Source organism: Bartonella sp. AP72JLCBS, from assembly GCF_042195705.1.
GTDB lineage: Bacteria > Pseudomonadota > Alphaproteobacteria > Rhizobiales > Rhizobiaceae > Bartonella.
The window spans coordinates 133,936-151,765 of sequence record NZ_JBHIOU010000002.1 but is presented as its reverse complement, the minus strand read 5'-3'; the positions used below and the strand labels follow the sequence as shown (position 1 = coordinate 151,765).

Genomic DNA, 17,830 nt, shown 5'->3' with positions numbered 1-17,830 from the left:
ATGATGCAAGATAATTTTTTCCCACTTTTCCCTCATCAACATCTTTTAGCTATTAAAGATCTGAGTGTACAAGATCTTAATACATTGCTTGATCGTGCAGAAGCAAATATTATCCTTTCTAACAAAATTGATAAAATAAAATCTACTTTGCATGGACGGACTCAAATTAATCTCTTTTTTGAAGCCTCTACGCGAACACAATCTTCTTTTGAATTAGCGGGTAAAAGGCTAGGTGCACACGTGATGAGTCTTGCGATCGGCAACTCATCTGTAAAAAAAGGAGAAACATTACTTGATACAGCTATAACTCTCAATGCGATGAAGCCAGATATACTGGTTTTTCGCCATAACAGTGCAGGAGCGGCAGCTTTATTAGCACAAAAAGTTGATTGTTGTGTTATTAATGCAGGTGATGGTGCTCATGAACATCCAACCCAAGCTTTATTAGATGCTCTAACCATTAAAAGGGCAAAAGGTCGTATTGAAGGATTAACTGTTGCGATTTGCGGAGATATCTTACACTCACGTGTTGCCCGTTCCAATATCCTGTGTCTCAATGCTTTGGGTGCTCGTGTTCGTGCTGTTGCTCCCTCAACACTCTTACCCGCAGAAATCGCTCATATGAGTGTTGAGGTTTTTAACACGATGAAAGAAGGTCTTAAAAATGCTGACGTTATCATGATGTTGCGCTTACAGCATGAACGGATGACAGGCTCTTTTATTCCCTCTACGCGTGAATATTTCCATTATTTTGGCTTACATAAAGAAAATTTAGCCTATGCCAAAAATGATTCTATTATTCTGCATCCTGGCCCATTAAACCGTGGTGTAGAGATTGCATCCGACATAGCAGATGGACCACAAAGTATGATTCATACACAAGTAGAAATGGGAATTGCAGTGCGTATGGCTGTCATGGAGGCTTTATTAGATTCACGCGCAAAGATCAGTGGAGAAAAAAAATGATAAAACCAATTGTTTTTCAAAATGCTCGTATTATTGATCCTTCGCGCGCAATCGATGAAATTGGTACAGTTATTGTTGAAAATGGACGAATTATAGCCGCTGGAAAAGAAGCTCTGAATCAGGGGTTTCCTGAAGAAGCAGAAGTTATTAACGCACAAAACAAAGCAATTCTCCCTGGACTTGTTGATGCGCGCGTTTTTGTTGGAGAATTAGGGAATGAACATTGTGAAACAATTACATCAGCAAGTTACGCGGCCGCAGCAGGTGGTATTACTTCCTTTCTTATGATGCCAAACACGCATCCAGTTATTGATAATGTAGCACTCGTTAAATTTATTACGCATACAGCACAGGAAATGTCATTGGTCAATATTTATCCCGTTGCTTCAATCACACAAGGTTTCAACGGACAAGAAATAACCGAATTTGGTTTGCTCAAAGATGCTGGAGCCGTTGCCTTTAGTGAAGGAAAAAAAACACTTCAAAATTCATCTGTTATACGGCGTGCAATGACTTATGCACGTGATTTTGATGTTCCATTGATGCATGAAACGCAAGATAAAGATCTTACAGGGCAAGGTGTGATGAATGAAGGACTGCTTGCCAGTTGGCTTGGTCTTTCTGGCATCCCTCGCGAAGCAGAAGTTATCCCACTTGAAAGAGATCTACGTTTAGCAGCATTAACGCAAACACGCTATCATGCCGCTCAAATATCGACAGCACTCTCTGCTGATGCACTTCGTTTAGGTAAAAAACGCAGTGAGAAAATTTCAGCGGGTGTATCTATTAATCATTTATCTTTCAATGAAAATGACATTGGACAATATCGCACTTCTTTTCGCTTAATGCCCCCATTGCGTACAGAAGAAGACCGTGTAGCAATGATTGAAGCAATAAAGGATGGGATTATAGATGTTATTGTCTCTTCTCATGATCCTCAGAGTATCGACACAAAACATTTACCATTTAATGACGCGGCAATTGGCGCTATTGGTATGGAGACCTTATTGAGCGCAGCCTTACGTCTTTATCATAATGAGAGCCTATCTCTTCTACGGATAACGGAACTTTTGTCAACGGCGCCTGCAAAGCTCTTTGGACTCAATGCAGGAACACTCAAAAAAGGGGCTCATGCAGACCTTATTGTGGTTGATCTTGAAGAACCATGGGTTGTTTCGAAAGAGAAGCTCTATTCACGTTCAAAAAATACCCCTTTTGAGAATGCACGTTTTCAAGGACGCGTGCTCCAGACCTTTGTGAAAGGGAAAAACGTTTTTAAACTTGATCAACAAATTTAATGAGATTCTTAATGAATGAAGCAGAAATATTTTTTCAGTCCACTCCATGGTTTATTTTCCTCATATCTTATCTCATTGGCTCGATTCCATTTGGTCTTCTTTTTACGAGATTGTTCAAAATTGGTGATATAAGAACAATCGGTTCCGGCAATATTGGAGCAACAAATGTTTTACGAACAGGAAATAAAAAGCTTGCTGCTCTAACACTTCTTTGTGATATGTTAAAAGGAACTATCGTTGTTTTGATTATAAAGTTTTTTAGTAATCCGCTAGACAATAGTATACTTGTTTCTCTAGCGGGTTTTTTTACTTTCTTAGGACATCTTTTCCCCGTATGGCTTAAATTTAAAGGTGGCAAAGGTGTTGCTACCTATCTAGGGGTCTGTTTAGGAATCTATTGGCCCGCAGCAATTATTTTTATTATTGTATGGAGTGCGATTTTTCTTCTCATGCGTTATTCTTCATTATCTGCGCTTATTGCTGTTACGATCACACCGATATTTGTTTTTTATTTTTCCGCTTCTTATTTCTATTGTATGCTGATTGTGATGAGCGTATTTGTGTTTATAAAACATTCTGCAAATATCAGTAGATTATTAATTGGGGAAGAAAGTAAGATTGGTACGCAACACGGAGATAAATAAAGGAATCCTGCTTACTGATCGTCAACGTCTAAGCTGGTTACGGTTATTGCGCAGTGAAAATATTGGAGCTGTTAGTTTTCGCAATCTCATTGATCATTATAAAACAGCAGAAAATGCTCTGGCAGCGCTGCCAGAGCTTAGTAGAAAAGGTGGTGGTTCTGTATCTATAAAAATAGCAAGCTTAGAAGATGCAGAAAAAGAAATGCAAGAAGCTGAAAGATTAGGTGTCCGGTTTATTGGTATGGGCGAACCAGATTATCCAGCTTTTCTTAAGGTTACAGAAGCCCCCCCGCCGCTTATTGCTATCAAAGGTAATGTTTCAATTTTTCAAAAAACTTCTATTGGAATTATAGGTTCTCGAAATGCTTCAGCTGCGGGAAAAAAGCTTACAGCTCAATTTGCGCGTTTTCTCGGAGAAGCAGACTTTGTAACAATTTCTGGGCTCGCTCGTGGAATTGATAGCGTTGCGCATCAAGCAAGTTTAAAAACAGGAACTGTTGCAGTCATGGCGGGAGGAATTGATCATATCTATCCTCCTGAAAATAAAAAGTTGCATGAAGATATTATTGCCAACGGTGGAGCCATCATCAGCGAAATGCCCATTTCTTGGAAGCCGCGTGCTATCGATTTTCCAAGAAGAAACCGTATTATTGCAGCTCTATCACTTGGTCTCTTGGTTGTAGAGGCAGCCCTGCGCTCAGGGTCCTTAATTACCGCACGTCAAGCAGCTGAAATGGGACGGCTAATTTTTGCCATTCCCGGTTCTCCACTTGATCCAAGATCTGTTGGTACAAACAATCTTATCAAAGACGGTGCTCTACTCACCACACATCCTTCTGACATTATAGAAACACTTACGCCATTAATTTCACCGCTTCCAAATTCGCAACTCAATTTTTTTGAGGAACCATCCTCCTTACAACTTGAAAAGGAGAATTTTAATTTAGCAGATGAAAAAAACAGCGATCTCTCTTTAGCAGATGATGATGCAGCACGTGCAGCAGTTCTCTCCGCTCTTTCAACAACGCCAATCGACTTAGACACACTCAGTATCCACTCAGGTATTTCACTCCCAACTCTCTACCTCTTGTTGGTAGAACTCGAGCTTGCTGGAAAGCTTATTCGACACTCTGGTGGTTGTGTGTCATTGTCGAATCTTGATCTTCCCCAAGAGCCTCAGCACTATTAATAATGCTTTGCCCTTCTTTGGCAACCATATCCAAAAGCAATGCTAAAAGCGGACTGTGCGCCTGACGCGCCATCTGATTCATTTGCTTTGACATGTCTGTAATATATTGGATAACTTTTAAATGATTTATAAACATAATCCTCTATCCTTGAGCATTTCCCCTCCTACCTCTCAATAGACGTTATCTTAGTATTTCGCCGTATGTTTTTGTAATAACAGTGGAAAATAAATCGTGTAATTCTATATAGGGTGTACTCTAATAATGACAATCATAAGTTGTACAATATTCATGTTTTTTATATGGCTAATATTTTTTTATGTGCTCTTAAGCAATTGGCATTAGCTATTCGCGTAAAAGGCGTTTATAAAAAAATTTTTATTTCAATATTTGGGTAAAATTATGAATATCGTTATCGTTGAATCTCCAGCAAAAGCAAAAACAATTAATAAATATCTTGGGTCTCAATACAAAGTTGTCGCATCATTTGGACATGTTCGTGATTTGCCTGCAAAAGATGGTTCTGTTTTACCGGATCAAGATTTTTCTATGAAATGGGATATAGATTCTGCTGCCGCTAAACGTTTAAATGAAATAGCAAAAGCCGTTAAAGAAGCTGATAGCCTTATATTAGCAACAGACCCTGATCGTGAAGGGGAAGCTATTTCATGGCATATTCTGGATGTTCTTCGTCAAAAAAAAGTTTTAAAAGATAAACCTATTAAAAGAGTTGTCTTCAATGCCATCACCAAAAAGTCTGTGCTTGATGCTATGAATAATCCACGTGATATTGATACATCCCTTGTCGATGCTTATCTTGCACGTCGTGCTCTCGATTATCTCGTTGGTTTTACACTTTCACCTGTTTTATGGCGTAAACTCCCTGGTGCGCGTTCAGCAGGACGCGTTCAATCGGTTGCTTTGCGTATTATTTGTGATCGTGAATCAGAAATAGAACATTTTATCAAAGAAGATTATTGGTCCATTACAACACAGTTAAAAACCATCCGAAATGATAGTTTCCAAGCAAGATTGACAATGTTTAATCAAAGAAAAATAGGCAAGCTTGATATTCAATCTCAAGAACAAGCAGACCAAATTCGCTTTATGCTGGAGAAAGCTCAATATCATACACTCAGTGTTGAAGCAAAACCTACAAAGAGAAATCCTTTTCCTCCATTTACAACCTCTACACTACAACAAGCAGCTTCTTCAAAACTAGGTTTTTCAGCTTCTCGCACTATGCAAATTGCCCAAAAGCTTTATGAAGGCATTGAAATTAATGGTGAAACGGCAGGGCTTATTACTTATATGCGTACCGATGGTGTGCAGATAGCACCAGAGGCTATTGATTCAGCACGAAAAGTTATTCATGAAACTTTCGGAAAAGACTATATTCCTGAAAAGCCACGTTTTTATTCAACAAAGGCAAAAAATGCACAGGAAGCACATGAAGCGATCCGCCCAACAGATTTTCAACGCAATCCTAGTCAAGTCCGTAATTTTCTCGATAGCGATCAAGCAAAGCTCTATGATCTGATATGGAAGCGTGCCATTGCCAGCCAAATGCGCTCTGCTGAAATTGAACGTACAACTGTTGAAATTGAAGCACAGACAGGAGAAAACTGTGCAAATCTACGGGCAACAGGATCTGTTATTCGCTTTGATGGCTTTATTTCCGTCTACACGGATCAACGAGACGAAGAAAATAATGAAGAAAATGAAACAACACGTTTACCACAAATAAACACTGGTGAAGCACTTACAAAAGAAAAAGTTGAATCTGTACAACATACCACAGAACCCCCTTCTCGTTATTCTGAAGCTTCATTAATTAAAAAGCTTGAGGAGTTAGGAATTGGTCGTCCTTCAACTTATGCATCCACATTGGCGACATTGTGTGACCGTGGATATATTGTCATTGATAAACGAAAGCTTATTCCCGATGCCAAGGGACGTATTGTTACGGCCTTTCTTGAAAATTTTTTTAATCGCTATGTAGAATATGGTTTCACAGCAGATCTTGAAGAAAAGCTGGATCTTATCTCTGACGGCAAACTTTCTTGGAAAGACGTATTGCGAGATTTTTGGGATGGATTTAATGCATCTATTAGCAATATCCAAGAACTCCGTATAACCAATGTTCTTGATGCTTTAAATGTAACATTAGCACCTCTCGCCTTTCCTGAACGCGAAGATGGAAGTGATGTGCGTTCCTGTCCTCTTTGTAAAAATGGTCAATTATCATTAAAACTTGGGCGTTATGGTGCTTTTGTTGGCTGTTCCAATTATCCCGAATGTAAATACACACACCAACTTGGTACAGATACTGGAGAAGAGAATGAAGCTGTACGCAATGATGAACCTGTTATACTTGGTATTGACCCTGAAACAGGAAAAGAGATCTCTCTTCGTAATGGCCGGTTTGGTCCCTATATTCAACTTGGTGAAAGCAAAGAAGTTAAGCGTGCAGGATTACCAAAAGAATGGCAGGCAGAAAATGTAACCCTTGATAAAGCCTTGGCTTTACTATCCCTTCCCCGTGAAATTGGCATTCATCCTGAAACCGGAAAAACAATCACGGCTACGATTGGACGATATGGTCCCTATCTTAGCCATAACGGAAAATCTGCGCGCCTTCTTCATGCAGATGAAGTTTTTGATATTGGTATCAATCGTGCTGTTACAGTATTAGCAGAACAACAAGAAAACAAAACCAGGCAAAGCAGAACAACACCTGAAGCATTGGCAACATTAGGAGAGCATCCCGAAGGAGGAACCATTACCGTGCGCAACGGGCGTTATGGTCCTTATGTCAATTGGGGTAAAATTAATGCAACATTGCCAAAAGATAAAGATCCCATTAGTGTAACACTTCCAGAGGCACTAGAACTTATATCGGCTAAAGCATCGAGTAAAAAAACAACTTCAAAAAGAGCTTCTTCTAAAACAAAAGCAAAAATAAAAGAGACATAAATTTTGGCTAAAGGTGAAAAAAACATAAAATATCTCTCTTCATTCAAGGGGAAAACTTTTCCCAATAAGGAAGCAATCCTTTCCTTTATAATTGAGAATCCTAACCACTCAAGTAAACGAGAAATCGCTAAAGCTTTTAACTTAAAAGGCGATTCTCGTATCTGGCTTAGAGATATGTTACGTGAGTTAAAGGATCAAAATCTCATATCTAAACACCACAAAAGAGCAATAAACAAAGGAAAATTACCCCCTGTTTCTTTAGTAAAAATTAGTGGACGTGATAAAGATGGAGGTTTTATTGCACAACCTCTTGAATGGGGAGATTCTCCAAAGCCCAATATTGAAATACACTCTTTTCATCACATAACAGGAAGTAATATTGGTGTTGGAGATCATATTCTTGTAAAAGTTTTTCGAAATAAAAATTCTGAAAGCTCAAGCCATCCTTATACGGGACGAATTATTCGTAAAATTGATGTATCTCCCAAAAGCGCATTTGCTATTGTACGAAAATTGGAAAATAATCAATGGCGCCTTGATCCTATAGACCGCAAAACCAATGAACTCATTGTTGAAATGTCTCCAGAAATGAAGATTCAAATTGGTGATCTCGTTGAAGTCGAAATAAAAAAAAATACTGGTTACGGATTAAAGAGCGCAAAAATAAAGAATGTTTTAGGGCACATTAAGAGTGAGAAAACACTCTCAATGATAGCGCTTCTTTCGAAAGGAATTCCTTATATTTTTCCTGAAAGTGTTCTTGAGCAAGCCAAACATATCAAAGCTGCCAATATGGATAATCGTGAAGATTGGCGACAATTACCCTTTATTACAATTGATCCACCAGATGCAAAAGACCATGATGATGCAGTTTATGCAACCAAGGATAAGGATCCAGCAAATAATGATGGTTGGATTATTATTGTAGCCATTGCAGATGTTTCTTATTATATCAAAACAGGAAGTGCTTTAGATAAAGAAGCATTGAAACGTGGAAATTCTGTTTATTTTCCCGATACCGTTGTGCCAATGTTACCTGAACGCCTTTCTCATGATTTATGTTCTCTGCGTGAAGGAAAAGAAAGACCAGCTTTAGCCGTTCGTATGATTTTTGATGCAAACGGTAATAAACGAAAACATAGTTTTCATCGTACTATGATTCGTGTAAGAGCCAAACTTTCTTATCAAGAAGTACAATTGGCAATTGAAGGTAATATAAATGAAAAAATAACCCCTCTTTTTGAGAGCATTTTGCACCCCTTATGGGAAGCCTATGCATGCCTTAAAGCTGCGCGAAATCGTCGCCAACCACTAGAATTAGAAATTGCAGAAAAAAAGATTATTCTTGATCAAAATGGATGCATAAAAGATGTTGTGAGTGAACCACAACTAGAAGCGCATCGTTTAATTGAAGAGTTTATGATACAAGCTAATATTGCAGCTTCTGAAACATTAAAACAACATCACCAGCCGCTCATTTATCGTATTCATGAAAAACCTTCTCTTGCTAAGCAAGAAATACTTCGGAGCTTTCTTCAAAGTTTGGGGATACCACTCTCCCGCGGAAGCGAACTTACCTCAGCGCGCCTTAATAGAATTTTAGAAAAGGTCGCTCATACTCAACAACAAGAACTAGTCAATCAAGTTATTTTGCGTTCACAATCACAAGCAGAGTACAACCCTAAAAATAGTGGCCATTTTGGTTTAAATTTGCAGAACTATACACATTTTACATCACCAATCCGTCGTTATGCTGATCTCATTATTCATCGAGCACTCATTAAAGCTCTCAAATTAGGAAATGATCAATTAACAGATACACAAGAACAAAATCTTGCAGAAATTGCTACGCAAGTTTCTTTATACGAACGCCGTGCAATGATGGCTGAAAGAGAAACGATTGATCGGCTTGTTGCTCACTATTTAACGAATAAAATCGGTCGTATTTTTACAGGCCGCATTTCCGGAGTTACAAAAGCAGGTCTTTTTATCTCACTTGATAAACTCAATACAGATGGTTTTGTCCATATTTCTACACTTAAAAATGATTATTATCATTTTGATGAAGCACAACATGTTCTTGTAGGACAGCGTAGCCATAAAGGCTATCAGCTCAGTGATGTTGTAGAAGTAAAACTTATAACGGTACAACCTTTTGCTGGCGCTTTATGCTTTGAACTGTTAACAAAACCTCGTCCAATAAAATTTTCACCGACATCCTACCATAAAAACAAATTAAAAAAACAAAAGTATACTTTTTATGGGAAAAGAAAAAATTAATCTTCTTGCCCTCCATTGAATATATATGAATAATAAATTCAATTTAAGAAATGACTTATATTATATAATATTTATATATACAATCTTATTTCTTTAGTATACAAGAGGATAAATTTTATTGTTAAGTCTATAATAACCATATAAAAATCTTGCAGTTTTTTATACTTAGAAAATGAGAGAAACTGCAAAGGATAGTTTTGGCTCCCTTTCATTTCAGCTCATCTTTTCATTGTTTAAATAAACAAGAGTACCTTAAGCCATTCTCATGAAAAAAAAACCTTTTGACTCTCAAAATAATTCTTTGCGTGCAATTATTGCCGCTATTGCAACCATTGGCACTGTTGGAACAGCATTGGCAATGGGAACACAACTTGTCTCTCTTCTTATGGCAGAGAAAGGACTTTCCAACAGTACAATCGGCTATAGTGGAACAGTTGGTGGAATCGCCACAATTATTGCAGCTATTTTTACGTCTCGAATTGCCTTATACTTAGGAATCGCTCAAACAATATTGCTTATGATGGCGATAGGATCTTTAAGTTTTTTAGGATTCTATTTTTTTGATCCCATATGGGTTTGGTTTATTTTAAAGTTTATATTACATTTCAGCATGACAGTTATGTTTATCCTGTCAGAGTTTTGGATCAACAGTTATGCTCCCCCAAAAAAACGCGGTTTGATCCTTTCTATTTATGCTATTGTCTTAGGATTAGGGTTTATAATAGGTCTAACGCTGCTAGCAAAAGTGGGAACACAAGGATTTATTCCTTTTGCTGTTGGATATAGCCTTATTATACTTGCTACTATACCAATTCTTACCGCTTGGAAATTAAGTCCAGAATTTCAAAAAAATCAATATATGCCATTTTTTCGTTATCTTTTTCACGTTCCAAGTGCAATGATGGCGGTCCTTGTTTACGGAGCCATTCAAATGGGCGTATTAACTCTTATAATACCCTTTAGTTTATCCATTGGTTATAATGAGAATGAAGCAGCACATTTTATGGCAACCCTTGCACTTGGGAATATTTTCCTCTTAATTCCTATCAGCATTATAAGCGACTACGCCAAAGATCGACGCTACCCGCTGATGAGTTGCGCTATTTTAGGTTTTATAGGAACTTTTATAGTACCATGGATTCTTCAATATCCATGGATTCTGATGCTTGATTTGTTTTTTCTGGGTGGTGTATCAGCGAGCCTTTATACAATTAGTCTTGCACATTTAGGAGCCCGTCTCAAGGGGCAAGAGCTTGCTGCTGCTAATTCTGCTTTTATTTTTTGTTATGGAATTGGTATGCTCATCGGACCGACCTTTATCGGAAAATCCATGGATATCTTTAAACCCTTTGGTTTTTCAATAGCCATGGCTGTTTTTTTCGGTTTATATGTCATTTTGGTGTTTGTCCAACTTATGAGAAAATTAATCAGCTCTTGACTTTTTTGAGAACATCCGTAGTGTTGCCGGAAAATCTGATGATGTCGGAAATAAGTTTTGACAGCAATAATATTTTTTCAGTATAAATAGGGTATTTACATTATGGCTAAAGCAGCAACCATTAAGATCAAGCTTTTATCAACTGCAGATACTGGTTTTTTCTATGTAACAAAGAAAAACAGCCGTACAATGACAGATAAAATGAGCAAGCGTAAATATGATCCAGTTGTAAAAAAGCACGTTGAATTTAAAGAAACAAAAATTAAATAAATAAAATTATCATTGAATTGATAGATTTTATACTCCAAAAGAAATGTGGGAGTATTGCTCTTCAAAGTTATTTTTTGAGGGCTATTTTTTATTTCCTTAAGTTTAAAAAGTTTACTTTAAAATTTGTTTTTGTACGGATTTGGATAAGTTGAATTATTATTTAAGTTGCTTACATATATTCTGCATGAGTATTTGATTATTGTGATATCTAACGAAAATTTTGTCATTAAAACGAGACATTGTTTCGTCATATGAATAAAGTTTCTCGGGTGAATTATAAACAATACTAAAATAGAGTTATAATAATGTTAGCAGTTTCTTTATTTCATGAAAAAATCTTTTTCTCATTTTAATCTAAGAAGCTTTAATCTAAAAGTAATCGGTTTCAGTATTTTTGTCGCTGCTAGCATTCTTATCATTATGTCAACTTATTTTAAGAAAACTCAGCGGTTGCCTCAAAAAGAAAAATTTTCTTCTCAAAACTCTGTTGAAGGAAATGCATTAATCATTGATGGCGATACCATTATGATTTCTTCAATTAAGATTCGACTAGCTGGAATTGATGCTCCTGAACTCCACCAATTTTGTGGAAAAAAGGAAGCGCGCTACCCTTGTGGGCTTGAGGCAAAAAAATATTTAGAACAACTATTAAAAAATCAAACTGTTACATGTCACTGGAAAAAAACAGATAAATATCGCCGTATTCTTGCAACATGTAAAACAAAACAAGTTAGCAATATCAACGCAACACTTGTACATAATGGTTGGGCTGTAAATTATTATGAATACCCCAAAGAAGAGCAAGAAGCTAGAAAGAAAAAGAAAGGAATATGGGCATCAAGTTTTCAACGACCAAAAGAATGGCGCAAAGCAAATCCTCGCACAGAATAAAAAAATATTTTTTAATTTTATTTACTAATGAAACAATGTAGCCCAATTATCAAACTTGAAAAAGAGATCTATTCCTGTCGTGTTTGCGTCCAACAACCCCATTATTTTCCTCCTCTTCCTCATGAACCAAACCCTGTCGTTTATTTATCCGATACTGCTTCGATTGCAATTGCAGGCCAAGCACCAGGGTTGCGTGTCCATGAAACGTCTATCCCTTTTAATGATCGCTCTGGTGAAAAATTGCGTAATTGGCTGGGTGTCACGAAAGAAGAATTTTATAATAAATCTCTCTTTGCTATTGTTCCTATGGGATTTTGTTTTCCAGGTTATGACAAAAATAAAGCTGATTTACCACCAAGACGTGAATGTCGAGAAATATGGCATGAAAAGATATTTCAGGCAATGCCTCAAATAAAGCTTGTTCTTGCTATTGGCAGTTATGCGCAAAAGTGGCACATTACAGAATTAAAACATAAAACCGTTTCTGCAACTGTTGGTGATTGGAGAAATATTCTTTCCATTCCTCAACCTCGAGGCTATAATGTTATGCCGTTGCCTCATCCGTCATGGCGAAATACTTCTTGGTTACAGAAAAACCCATGGTTTAACGATGAGCTTATTGTATATCTGCGTTGTTTAGTGCGTAAATTTTTATAAATTAAAATATTGAGAAAAAATATGGATCGTCTTGACCGAAAAATTTTACATCTTTTGCAAGAAAATGCGACACTTTCTGTTGCTGATATTGCTAAAAAAGTGGGACTTTCGACCACTCCTTGCTGGCGTAGAATTCAAAAACTTGAAGAAGATGGCGTCATTCAGCGTCGTGTTGCTGTTCTTTCTCCAGAAAAAGTAAACGCACACGTCACTGTTTTTGTGTCTATTCGCACAAATACACATAGTCATGAATGGTTTAAGCGTTTTTCAAAAATTGTGCAAGAATTCCGTGAAGTCATTGAATTTTATCGAATGAGTGGAGATATTGACTATTTATTGCGTGTTGTTGTGCCCAACATTGAAGCTTATGATCTTTTTTATAAAAAATTAATTTCTAAAATTGATATCCGTGATGTCTCATCTTCTTTCGCAATGGAACAGATTAAATATACAACGGAACTTCCACTTAATTATATTAAATTACACGACAAGACGCATGAACAAAACTCTTAAGATTTTTATATCCGTCTCATGATCTTTTAGGCATTCAAACTTTCTTGTTCCAAAACTGCCATTTGTGCATGTGTTAAAACAGCGGCTTTGACGATACCAGCTGCCATAGCTGCTCCTGTCCCTTCACCAAGACGCATCCCCAAATCTAGAAGTGGTTCTTTGCCAATTTTTTTTAAAAGTTTACGATGAGCTGTCTCAGAAGAAACATGTCCAACAAGGGTATGATCAAGAGCTTTTGGATGCATTTTATAAAGAACCGCTGCAGCTACTGTTGCCACAAAACCATCTAAAATAACGGGTATTTTTTCTATTCTTGCTGCTAAAATAGCACCAACCATAGCAGCAATCTCACGTCCTCCTAAGCGACGCATTATCTCAAAAGGATCATTGAAATAATCCTTGTGCAAAGAAATAGCTGTCTTAACCGCTGCAATTTTACGCTGATAAAAATCACCTTCTGATTCCATAGCATTTCCTGTCCATTCTTCCACTTCCCCTCCAAACAATGCTAAGCATAAAGCTGAAGCTATTGCTGTGTTTCCAATTCCCATTTCTCCAATACATAAAAGATCTGTTCCACCCGCAATGGATTCCATTCCAAATGCCATTGTAGCAGCCGCACTCCGCTCATCCATTGCGGCATCCTTCGTAATATTCATTGTTGGATATTCCAATGCTAAATCAAAAATTTTTAATCCAAGATCATAAGCAATACAAATTTGATTGATAGCAGCTCCACCAGATGCAAAATTTTCTACCATTTTTTGTGTCATAGATTGTGGAAATGGTGTAATATTCTCCTCTACAATACCATGGTTTCCAGAAAAAATAGCAACCAAAGGTCGCGTTACGATAGGTTTTTCTGTACCCCTCCACCCCGCATACCAAACAGCAATATCTCCTAGTTTTCCCAATGTTCCTTGCTCTTTTGTTAAGTTTTTTTGCCGTTTTTTTGCCAAAATTATAGAAAACTCATCAGCAACAGGTAAATTTGTAAGCAAAGCACGAAAATCATCAAATGGACTAGCGATCATAAGGATACCTTTTAAAATCTACAATATTTATGAAAATCACGTCATATATACAGGATATAAATAATTTATTGTTTTTTTAACAGTGCTTTAAAAAAGTTAAATACTATGAAGGCAATAATTTCTATATTCTATATTCTATTTTCTACCCCAATAACAAACGTGCAAGATTCAAAATGTTATTAATATCTTATGACTACCTTTACAGTGATACCCTTAAACTATTTTTTATTTAATAGGCATAATCAGCATGCCGTTTAATATATAAATTCTAACATTCTTATTCATAATAAAAGTTATAAACTTTCAAAAACTTATAAAATTGAAGGGATCAAAATTATCGCAAAGAAATCAAAACGCAAAGGATCTCAACTTTAATATATGTTAATTGTCTGACTGTTATTAAATGAGAGCATAAAAAGCTTCTTTTAAAGTACATATATCTGCGTTTGGTTTTGTCGCATCATTTGATAGTATTTGCCGCCATCGACGTGCCCCACCCCGCCCATGAAATAAACCAATCATGTGACGCGTCACATGAGAAAGCCGCCCCCCCGATGCAATATGTCGAGCCGCATAATCACACATAACCTCAATAAGATCACTCTCACTTAGACTATTCTGCGACTCACCATAGAGTTCAAAATCAATATGTTTTAACAAAGTTGGATCATGATAAACTTGGCGACCAACCATGACAGCATCACAGAAAGTTAAGTGTTCTTTGATCTCATCAATCGATTTAATTCCACCATTTATCCCAATGAATTTATGAGAATATAGACGTTTTAATTTGTAAACCCTTTCATAATTAAGGGGCGGAATATTGCGATTTTCTTTCGGACTCAATCCTTGTAGCCATGCCTTGCGTGCATGTATCCAGAGCGCATCACATCCAGCATTCCAAACCTGATTAGCCAAAAGATCTAACGCTAACTCTTCATCTTGTTCGTCCACTCCAATCCGACATTTGACAGTTACAGGTATAGTAACCTCTCGTTTCATCGCTTCTACGGCATTTGCCACAATGTCTGGATGTAGCATCAAACAAGCTCCAAAGACACCTGCTTGAACACGATTTGATGGGCAACCAACATTGAGATTTATTTCGTTGTAGCCAAAATCCTCAGCAATTCGTGCAGCTTCTGCTAACTTTTTCGGATCTGCGCCCCCTAATTGTAATGCAACTGGACATTCTTTGTCGCTAAAAGCCAACAATTGTTCACGAACACCATGAATGACAGCATCTGCTACCATCATTTCCGTATAAAGGAGAGCTTTTTTCGTTAAAAGACGATAAAAAAATCTGCAATGTCGGTCTGTCCAGTCCAACATTGGTGCTACTGCAAATTTTATAGGCGATGGAAGGTTGTAAAATATCATGAGGGTATTACTCTCATGTCCCTATAGCTCTCTCTTTATACATAAAAAAATACTTACTTTTAGTTTACGGAAAATTTTATTCTCTTATACTATCATGAGTATAATAACAGCTCATTATTTTCAATTGATATCAAGGTTTACTACAATCAATCATGCCACAACACAATATCGCATTTCTCATAGATTAGTGTTCAGGTATATAAACATGAAAAAAGAAGATTTTTACTATAATATAAAAAACTCATTTATAAGTTCTTCTTACGCTCTTCAAGCCTCTTCCCTTACATGATTTAGTACAGCGTTTAAGATAATAAATGCTAAACTAACACATTATAGAATTTTTCATGATCGATTTAATTTTCTTTAGATTTTTTTAACTCATTGTGTAAATAAACGATACAGAAAGTAGCTTTTATCTTCTCTTAAAGAAGGAAAAACCCTTATTTCACACGAATCTAATTATAAATTATTTTTTATCAATGAGTTCTTTTTGGTAATATTCTTAGATTTCACTTTATAAGATAGACAAATTTCATCTTAAATATTCTATCTAATTTTGCCATTTTGTGATTCTTGCAAAAAAAACTAAAATCAGGGTATAGACAACCATTGCCTTTTTAATATCTATAACTAATATCAGTATCTCTCGAAGGAAAATATTTTACAATATTGCAGATACAATCTGTAAAATGAAATGATCATAAACGTTGTTCAATCTCTTGTTGGCTTTGCATATAGGAAGAAAGAGTATCAACCTCTTGTTCATTAAATAGGAGCCCCAGTTTTGAACGACGCCATAACACATCTTCACATACTTTAGCCCATTCTTTTTCCATCAACCATTTTACTTCTACTTCATAAAGCCCATGTCCAAAATTTTTTCCTTTATTTGCCTTACCATGTGCAAAGATCACCAATGCTTCCGTACCGTAGGAGCGTGCAAGCCTGCGATGTGTAAAAGCATCTAAATCTGGCATTAAAAGAGCAATCCTATTTTCGATTGTATCTAATTTGTTATAGGGAAAATCACCCCCTGGAAGTACTGCCTTAGCCGTCCATGATGCTCCCTTTTTACCAAGCTCTTTTTCAACAAATTTCATCGCATCTTCAGCCAACTTACGATAAGTTGTAATCTTTCCACCATAAAGATTAAGTATCTTTGGTGTCGTTCCTGTTCCCATTTCTTTTAAAACATAATCGCGCGTAATTTCTTGTGCTTTTGAAGCTCCATCATCATAGAGTGGACGAACTCCCGAGTAAGACCAGACAATCGTTTCAGGCAACACTGGTTGTATGAAATATTCACTGGCTGCTGCACAAATATAATCAATTTCTGTATCAGTAATATGAACGTCAGCCGGATCTCCTTGATAATTACAATCTGTTGTTCCAAGTAAGGTAAACTCTTCTTGATACGGAATAGCAAATATAATACGCCCATCACCATTTTGAAAAATATAAGCACGATCATGAGTATAAAGCTTGGGAACCAAAATATGAGAACCTCTAACAAGCCGTACTGGTGGATGTTCTTTACAATCTAATATGCTTGCTAAAACATGATCAATCCAAGGACCTGTCATATTCGCGACATAAGAAGCTGTGACACTATATTCTTTGCTACTTAACTTGTCTTGAAGAAAGATACGCCATTTATTGTCTTCTTTTTTTAAAGAGAGAACTTCTGTTCGTACTTTTATATCAGCTCCCCACTTTTCTGCATCACGAGCATTGCCAATAACTAAACGCGCATCATCTACTCTTGCATCAGAATATTCAAAACCTCTCTGATATTCTTTCTTCAGTGTAGAGCAAAATTTTTGTGAAAAATTAATCGTTTTACTGCGCCACAATTTCTGATTCCAATTCCCTAAATAATCATAAATAAAAAGTCCAAAACGCAACATCCAAGCAGGGCGCAATTCTTTATGATAAGGAAGGAGAAAACGCAAAGGACGCACAATATGTGGAGCCATACGTAAAATAATCTCGCGTTCTTTCAATGCTTCACGAACAAGTTTGAACTCATAGTGTTCAAGATAACGAAGCCCACCATGAATAAGCTTTGTTGACGCACTTGAGGTCCCAGATGCAAGATCGTTCATTTCAGCCAATCCCACTTTAAATCCGCGTCCTGCTGCATCTCTTGCCAATCCACAGCCGTTTATCCCTCCTCCAATGATAAACAGATCATAATGTGTTGTGGTTTTCATAATTTCACTTTTCATTATTTAATTTTGTTTCTCAGTACTCAATAAAGCAACAGGAAAAAATAATACAAATGTTCTTCATTGTA

Annotated in this window: 15 protein-coding genes; 11 read left to right on the top strand and 4 right to left on the bottom strand. The window is 36.7% G+C overall.

Translation table 11 applies throughout. The features are described from left to right. From ACFILO_RS01905 to dprA, 4 genes are read left to right on the top strand one after another with little or no spacing between them, the layout of a single operon-like run. Nucleotides 1-966: an aspartate carbamoyltransferase catalytic subunit gene (locus ACFILO_RS01905; RefSeq protein ID WP_375632216.1), complete on the top strand. Its 966-nt coding sequence runs from the start codon at nucleotides 1-3 to the stop codon at nucleotides 964-966. Continuing rightward, the gene (locus ACFILO_RS01900; protein WP_375632215.1) at nucleotides 963-2,264 is read left to right on the top strand and encodes a dihydroorotase; all 1,302 of its coding nucleotides are present in this window, start codon (nucleotides 963-965) and stop codon (nucleotides 2,262-2,264) included. The genes ACFILO_RS01905 and ACFILO_RS01900 overlap by 4 nt, the downstream gene beginning before the upstream one ends. A gap of 11 nt (nucleotides 2,265-2,275) precedes the next feature. Further along, nucleotides 2,276-2,908, top strand: a complete 633-nt coding sequence (gene plsY, locus ACFILO_RS01895) for a glycerol-3-phosphate 1-O-acyltransferase PlsY (protein WP_273791019.1) — start codon at nucleotides 2,276-2,278, stop codon at nucleotides 2,906-2,908. Next, nucleotides 2,865-4,097, top strand: coding sequence for a DNA-processing protein DprA (gene dprA, locus ACFILO_RS01890; protein ID WP_375621280.1), 1,233 nt, complete (start codon nucleotides 2,865-2,867; stop codon nucleotides 4,095-4,097). The genes plsY and dprA overlap by 44 nt, the downstream gene beginning before the upstream one ends. Here dprA and ACFILO_RS01885 read toward each other — a convergent pair. Continuing rightward, a complete protein-coding gene (locus ACFILO_RS01885) occupies nucleotides 4,027-4,233 on the bottom strand; it encodes a hypothetical protein (protein WP_005773510.1) in 207 nt (68 codons plus the stop codon). The two genes, dprA and ACFILO_RS01885, sit on opposite strands and share 71 nt — an antisense overlap. Before the next feature lie 264 nt (nucleotides 4,234-4,497). Between ACFILO_RS01885 and topA the strand changes: the two genes are divergently transcribed. The 7 genes from topA (at nucleotide 4,498) to ACFILO_RS01850 (ending at nucleotide 13,120) form a co-directional block, all read left to right on the top strand. Then, nucleotides 4,498-7,071, top strand: a complete 2,574-nt coding sequence (topA, locus tag ACFILO_RS01880) for a type I DNA topoisomerase (protein WP_375677751.1) — start codon at nucleotides 4,498-4,500, stop codon at nucleotides 7,069-7,071. A 3-nt stretch (nucleotides 7,072-7,074) separates the two neighbouring features. Further along, complete coding sequence (gene rnr / locus ACFILO_RS01875; protein WP_375652646.1) at nucleotides 7,075-9,351, top strand: ribonuclease R; 2,277 nt, start codon at nucleotides 7,075-7,077, stop codon at nucleotides 9,349-9,351. Between the two features lie 265 nt (nucleotides 9,352-9,616). Continuing rightward, a complete protein-coding gene (locus tag ACFILO_RS01870) occupies nucleotides 9,617-10,789 on the top strand; it encodes an MFS transporter (protein WP_375628148.1) in 1,173 nt (390 codons plus the stop codon). Nucleotides 10,790-10,891: 102 nt separating this feature from the next. Further along, nucleotides 10,892-11,059 carry a 50S ribosomal protein L33 gene (rpmG, locus tag ACFILO_RS01865; RefSeq protein ID WP_004864083.1) on the top strand — a complete coding sequence of 56 codons (168 nt, stop codon included), beginning with the start codon at nucleotides 10,892-10,894 and terminating at the stop codon, nucleotides 11,057-11,059. 327 nt (nucleotides 11,060-11,386) lie between these two features. Continuing rightward, nucleotides 11,387-11,950 carry a thermonuclease family protein gene (locus ACFILO_RS01860; RefSeq protein WP_375628149.1) on the top strand — a complete coding sequence of 188 codons (564 nt, stop codon included), beginning with the start codon at nucleotides 11,387-11,389 and terminating at the stop codon, nucleotides 11,948-11,950. Between the two features lie 27 nt (nucleotides 11,951-11,977). Continuing rightward, nucleotides 11,978-12,607, top strand: a complete 630-nt coding sequence (locus ACFILO_RS01855) for a uracil-DNA glycosylase family protein (protein WP_375613408.1) — start codon at nucleotides 11,978-11,980, stop codon at nucleotides 12,605-12,607. A 21-nt stretch (nucleotides 12,608-12,628) separates the two neighbouring features. Then, a complete protein-coding gene (locus tag ACFILO_RS01850; RefSeq protein WP_015856433.1) occupies nucleotides 12,629-13,120 on the top strand; it encodes an Lrp/AsnC family transcriptional regulator in 492 nt (163 codons plus the stop codon). Between the two features lie 26 nt (nucleotides 13,121-13,146). Here ACFILO_RS01850 and cobT read toward each other — a convergent pair whose 3' ends face one another. The 3 genes from cobT to glpD all read right to left on the bottom strand — a co-directional run bounded on the left by cobT (nucleotide 13,147) and on the right by glpD (nucleotide 17,762). Continuing rightward, complete coding sequence (gene cobT / locus ACFILO_RS01845; protein WP_375652653.1) at nucleotides 13,147-14,154, bottom strand: nicotinate-nucleotide--dimethylbenzimidazole phosphoribosyltransferase; 1,008 nt, start codon at nucleotides 14,152-14,154, stop codon at nucleotides 13,147-13,149. Nucleotides 14,155-14,553: 399 nt separating this feature from the next. Then, the gene (gene dusA, locus ACFILO_RS01840) at nucleotides 14,554-15,534 is read right to left on the bottom strand and encodes a tRNA dihydrouridine(20/20a) synthase DusA (protein WP_375632207.1); all 981 of its coding nucleotides are present in this window, start codon (nucleotides 15,532-15,534) and stop codon (nucleotides 14,554-14,556) included. A gap of 698 nt (nucleotides 15,535-16,232) precedes the next feature. Then, nucleotides 16,233-17,762 (bottom strand): glycerol-3-phosphate dehydrogenase, encoded by a 1,530-nt coding sequence (glpD, locus tag ACFILO_RS01835; protein WP_375621286.1) that lies wholly within the window; start codon nucleotides 17,760-17,762, stop codon nucleotides 16,233-16,235. Nucleotides 17,763-17,830 lie beyond the last annotated feature (68 nt).

Bases quoted from the DNA above. Each gene is read 5' to 3' on its own strand.
- cobT (WP_375652653.1), bottom strand. From the start codon at position 14,154: ATGATCGCTAGTCCATTTGATGATTTTCGTGCTTTGCTTACAAATTTA.
- plsY (WP_273791019.1), top strand. From the start codon at position 2,276: ATGAATGAAGCAGAAATATTTTTTCAGTCCACTCCATGGTTTATTTTC.
- glpD (WP_375621286.1), bottom strand. From the start codon at position 17,762: ATGAAAAGTGAAATTATGAAAACCACAACACATTATGATCTGTTTATC.
- ACFILO_RS01870 (WP_375628148.1), top strand. From the start codon at position 9,617: ATGAAAAAAAAACCTTTTGACTCTCAAAATAATTCTTTGCGTGCAATT.
- ACFILO_RS01860 (WP_375628149.1), top strand. From the start codon at position 11,387: ATGAAAAAATCTTTTTCTCATTTTAATCTAAGAAGCTTTAATCTAAAA.
- ACFILO_RS01905 (WP_375632216.1), top strand. From the start codon at position 1: ATGATGCAAGATAATTTTTTCCCACTTTTCCCTCATCAACATCTTTTA.
- ACFILO_RS01885 (WP_005773510.1), bottom strand. From the start codon at position 4,233: ATGTTTATAAATCATTTAAAAGTTATCCAATATATTACAGACATGTCA.
- ACFILO_RS01850 (WP_015856433.1), top strand. From the start codon at position 12,629: ATGGATCGTCTTGACCGAAAAATTTTACATCTTTTGCAAGAAAATGCG.
- ACFILO_RS01855 (WP_375613408.1), top strand. From the start codon at position 11,978: ATGAAACAATGTAGCCCAATTATCAAACTTGAAAAAGAGATCTATTCC.
- ACFILO_RS01900 (WP_375632215.1), top strand. From the start codon at position 963: ATGATAAAACCAATTGTTTTTCAAAATGCTCGTATTATTGATCCTTCG.
- rpmG (WP_004864083.1), top strand. From the start codon at position 10,892: ATGGCTAAAGCAGCAACCATTAAGATCAAGCTTTTATCAACTGCAGAT.
- topA (WP_375677751.1), top strand. From the start codon at position 4,498: ATGAATATCGTTATCGTTGAATCTCCAGCAAAAGCAAAAACAATTAAT.
- dusA (WP_375632207.1), bottom strand. From the start codon at position 15,534: ATGATATTTTACAACCTTCCATCGCCTATAAAATTTGCAGTAGCACCA.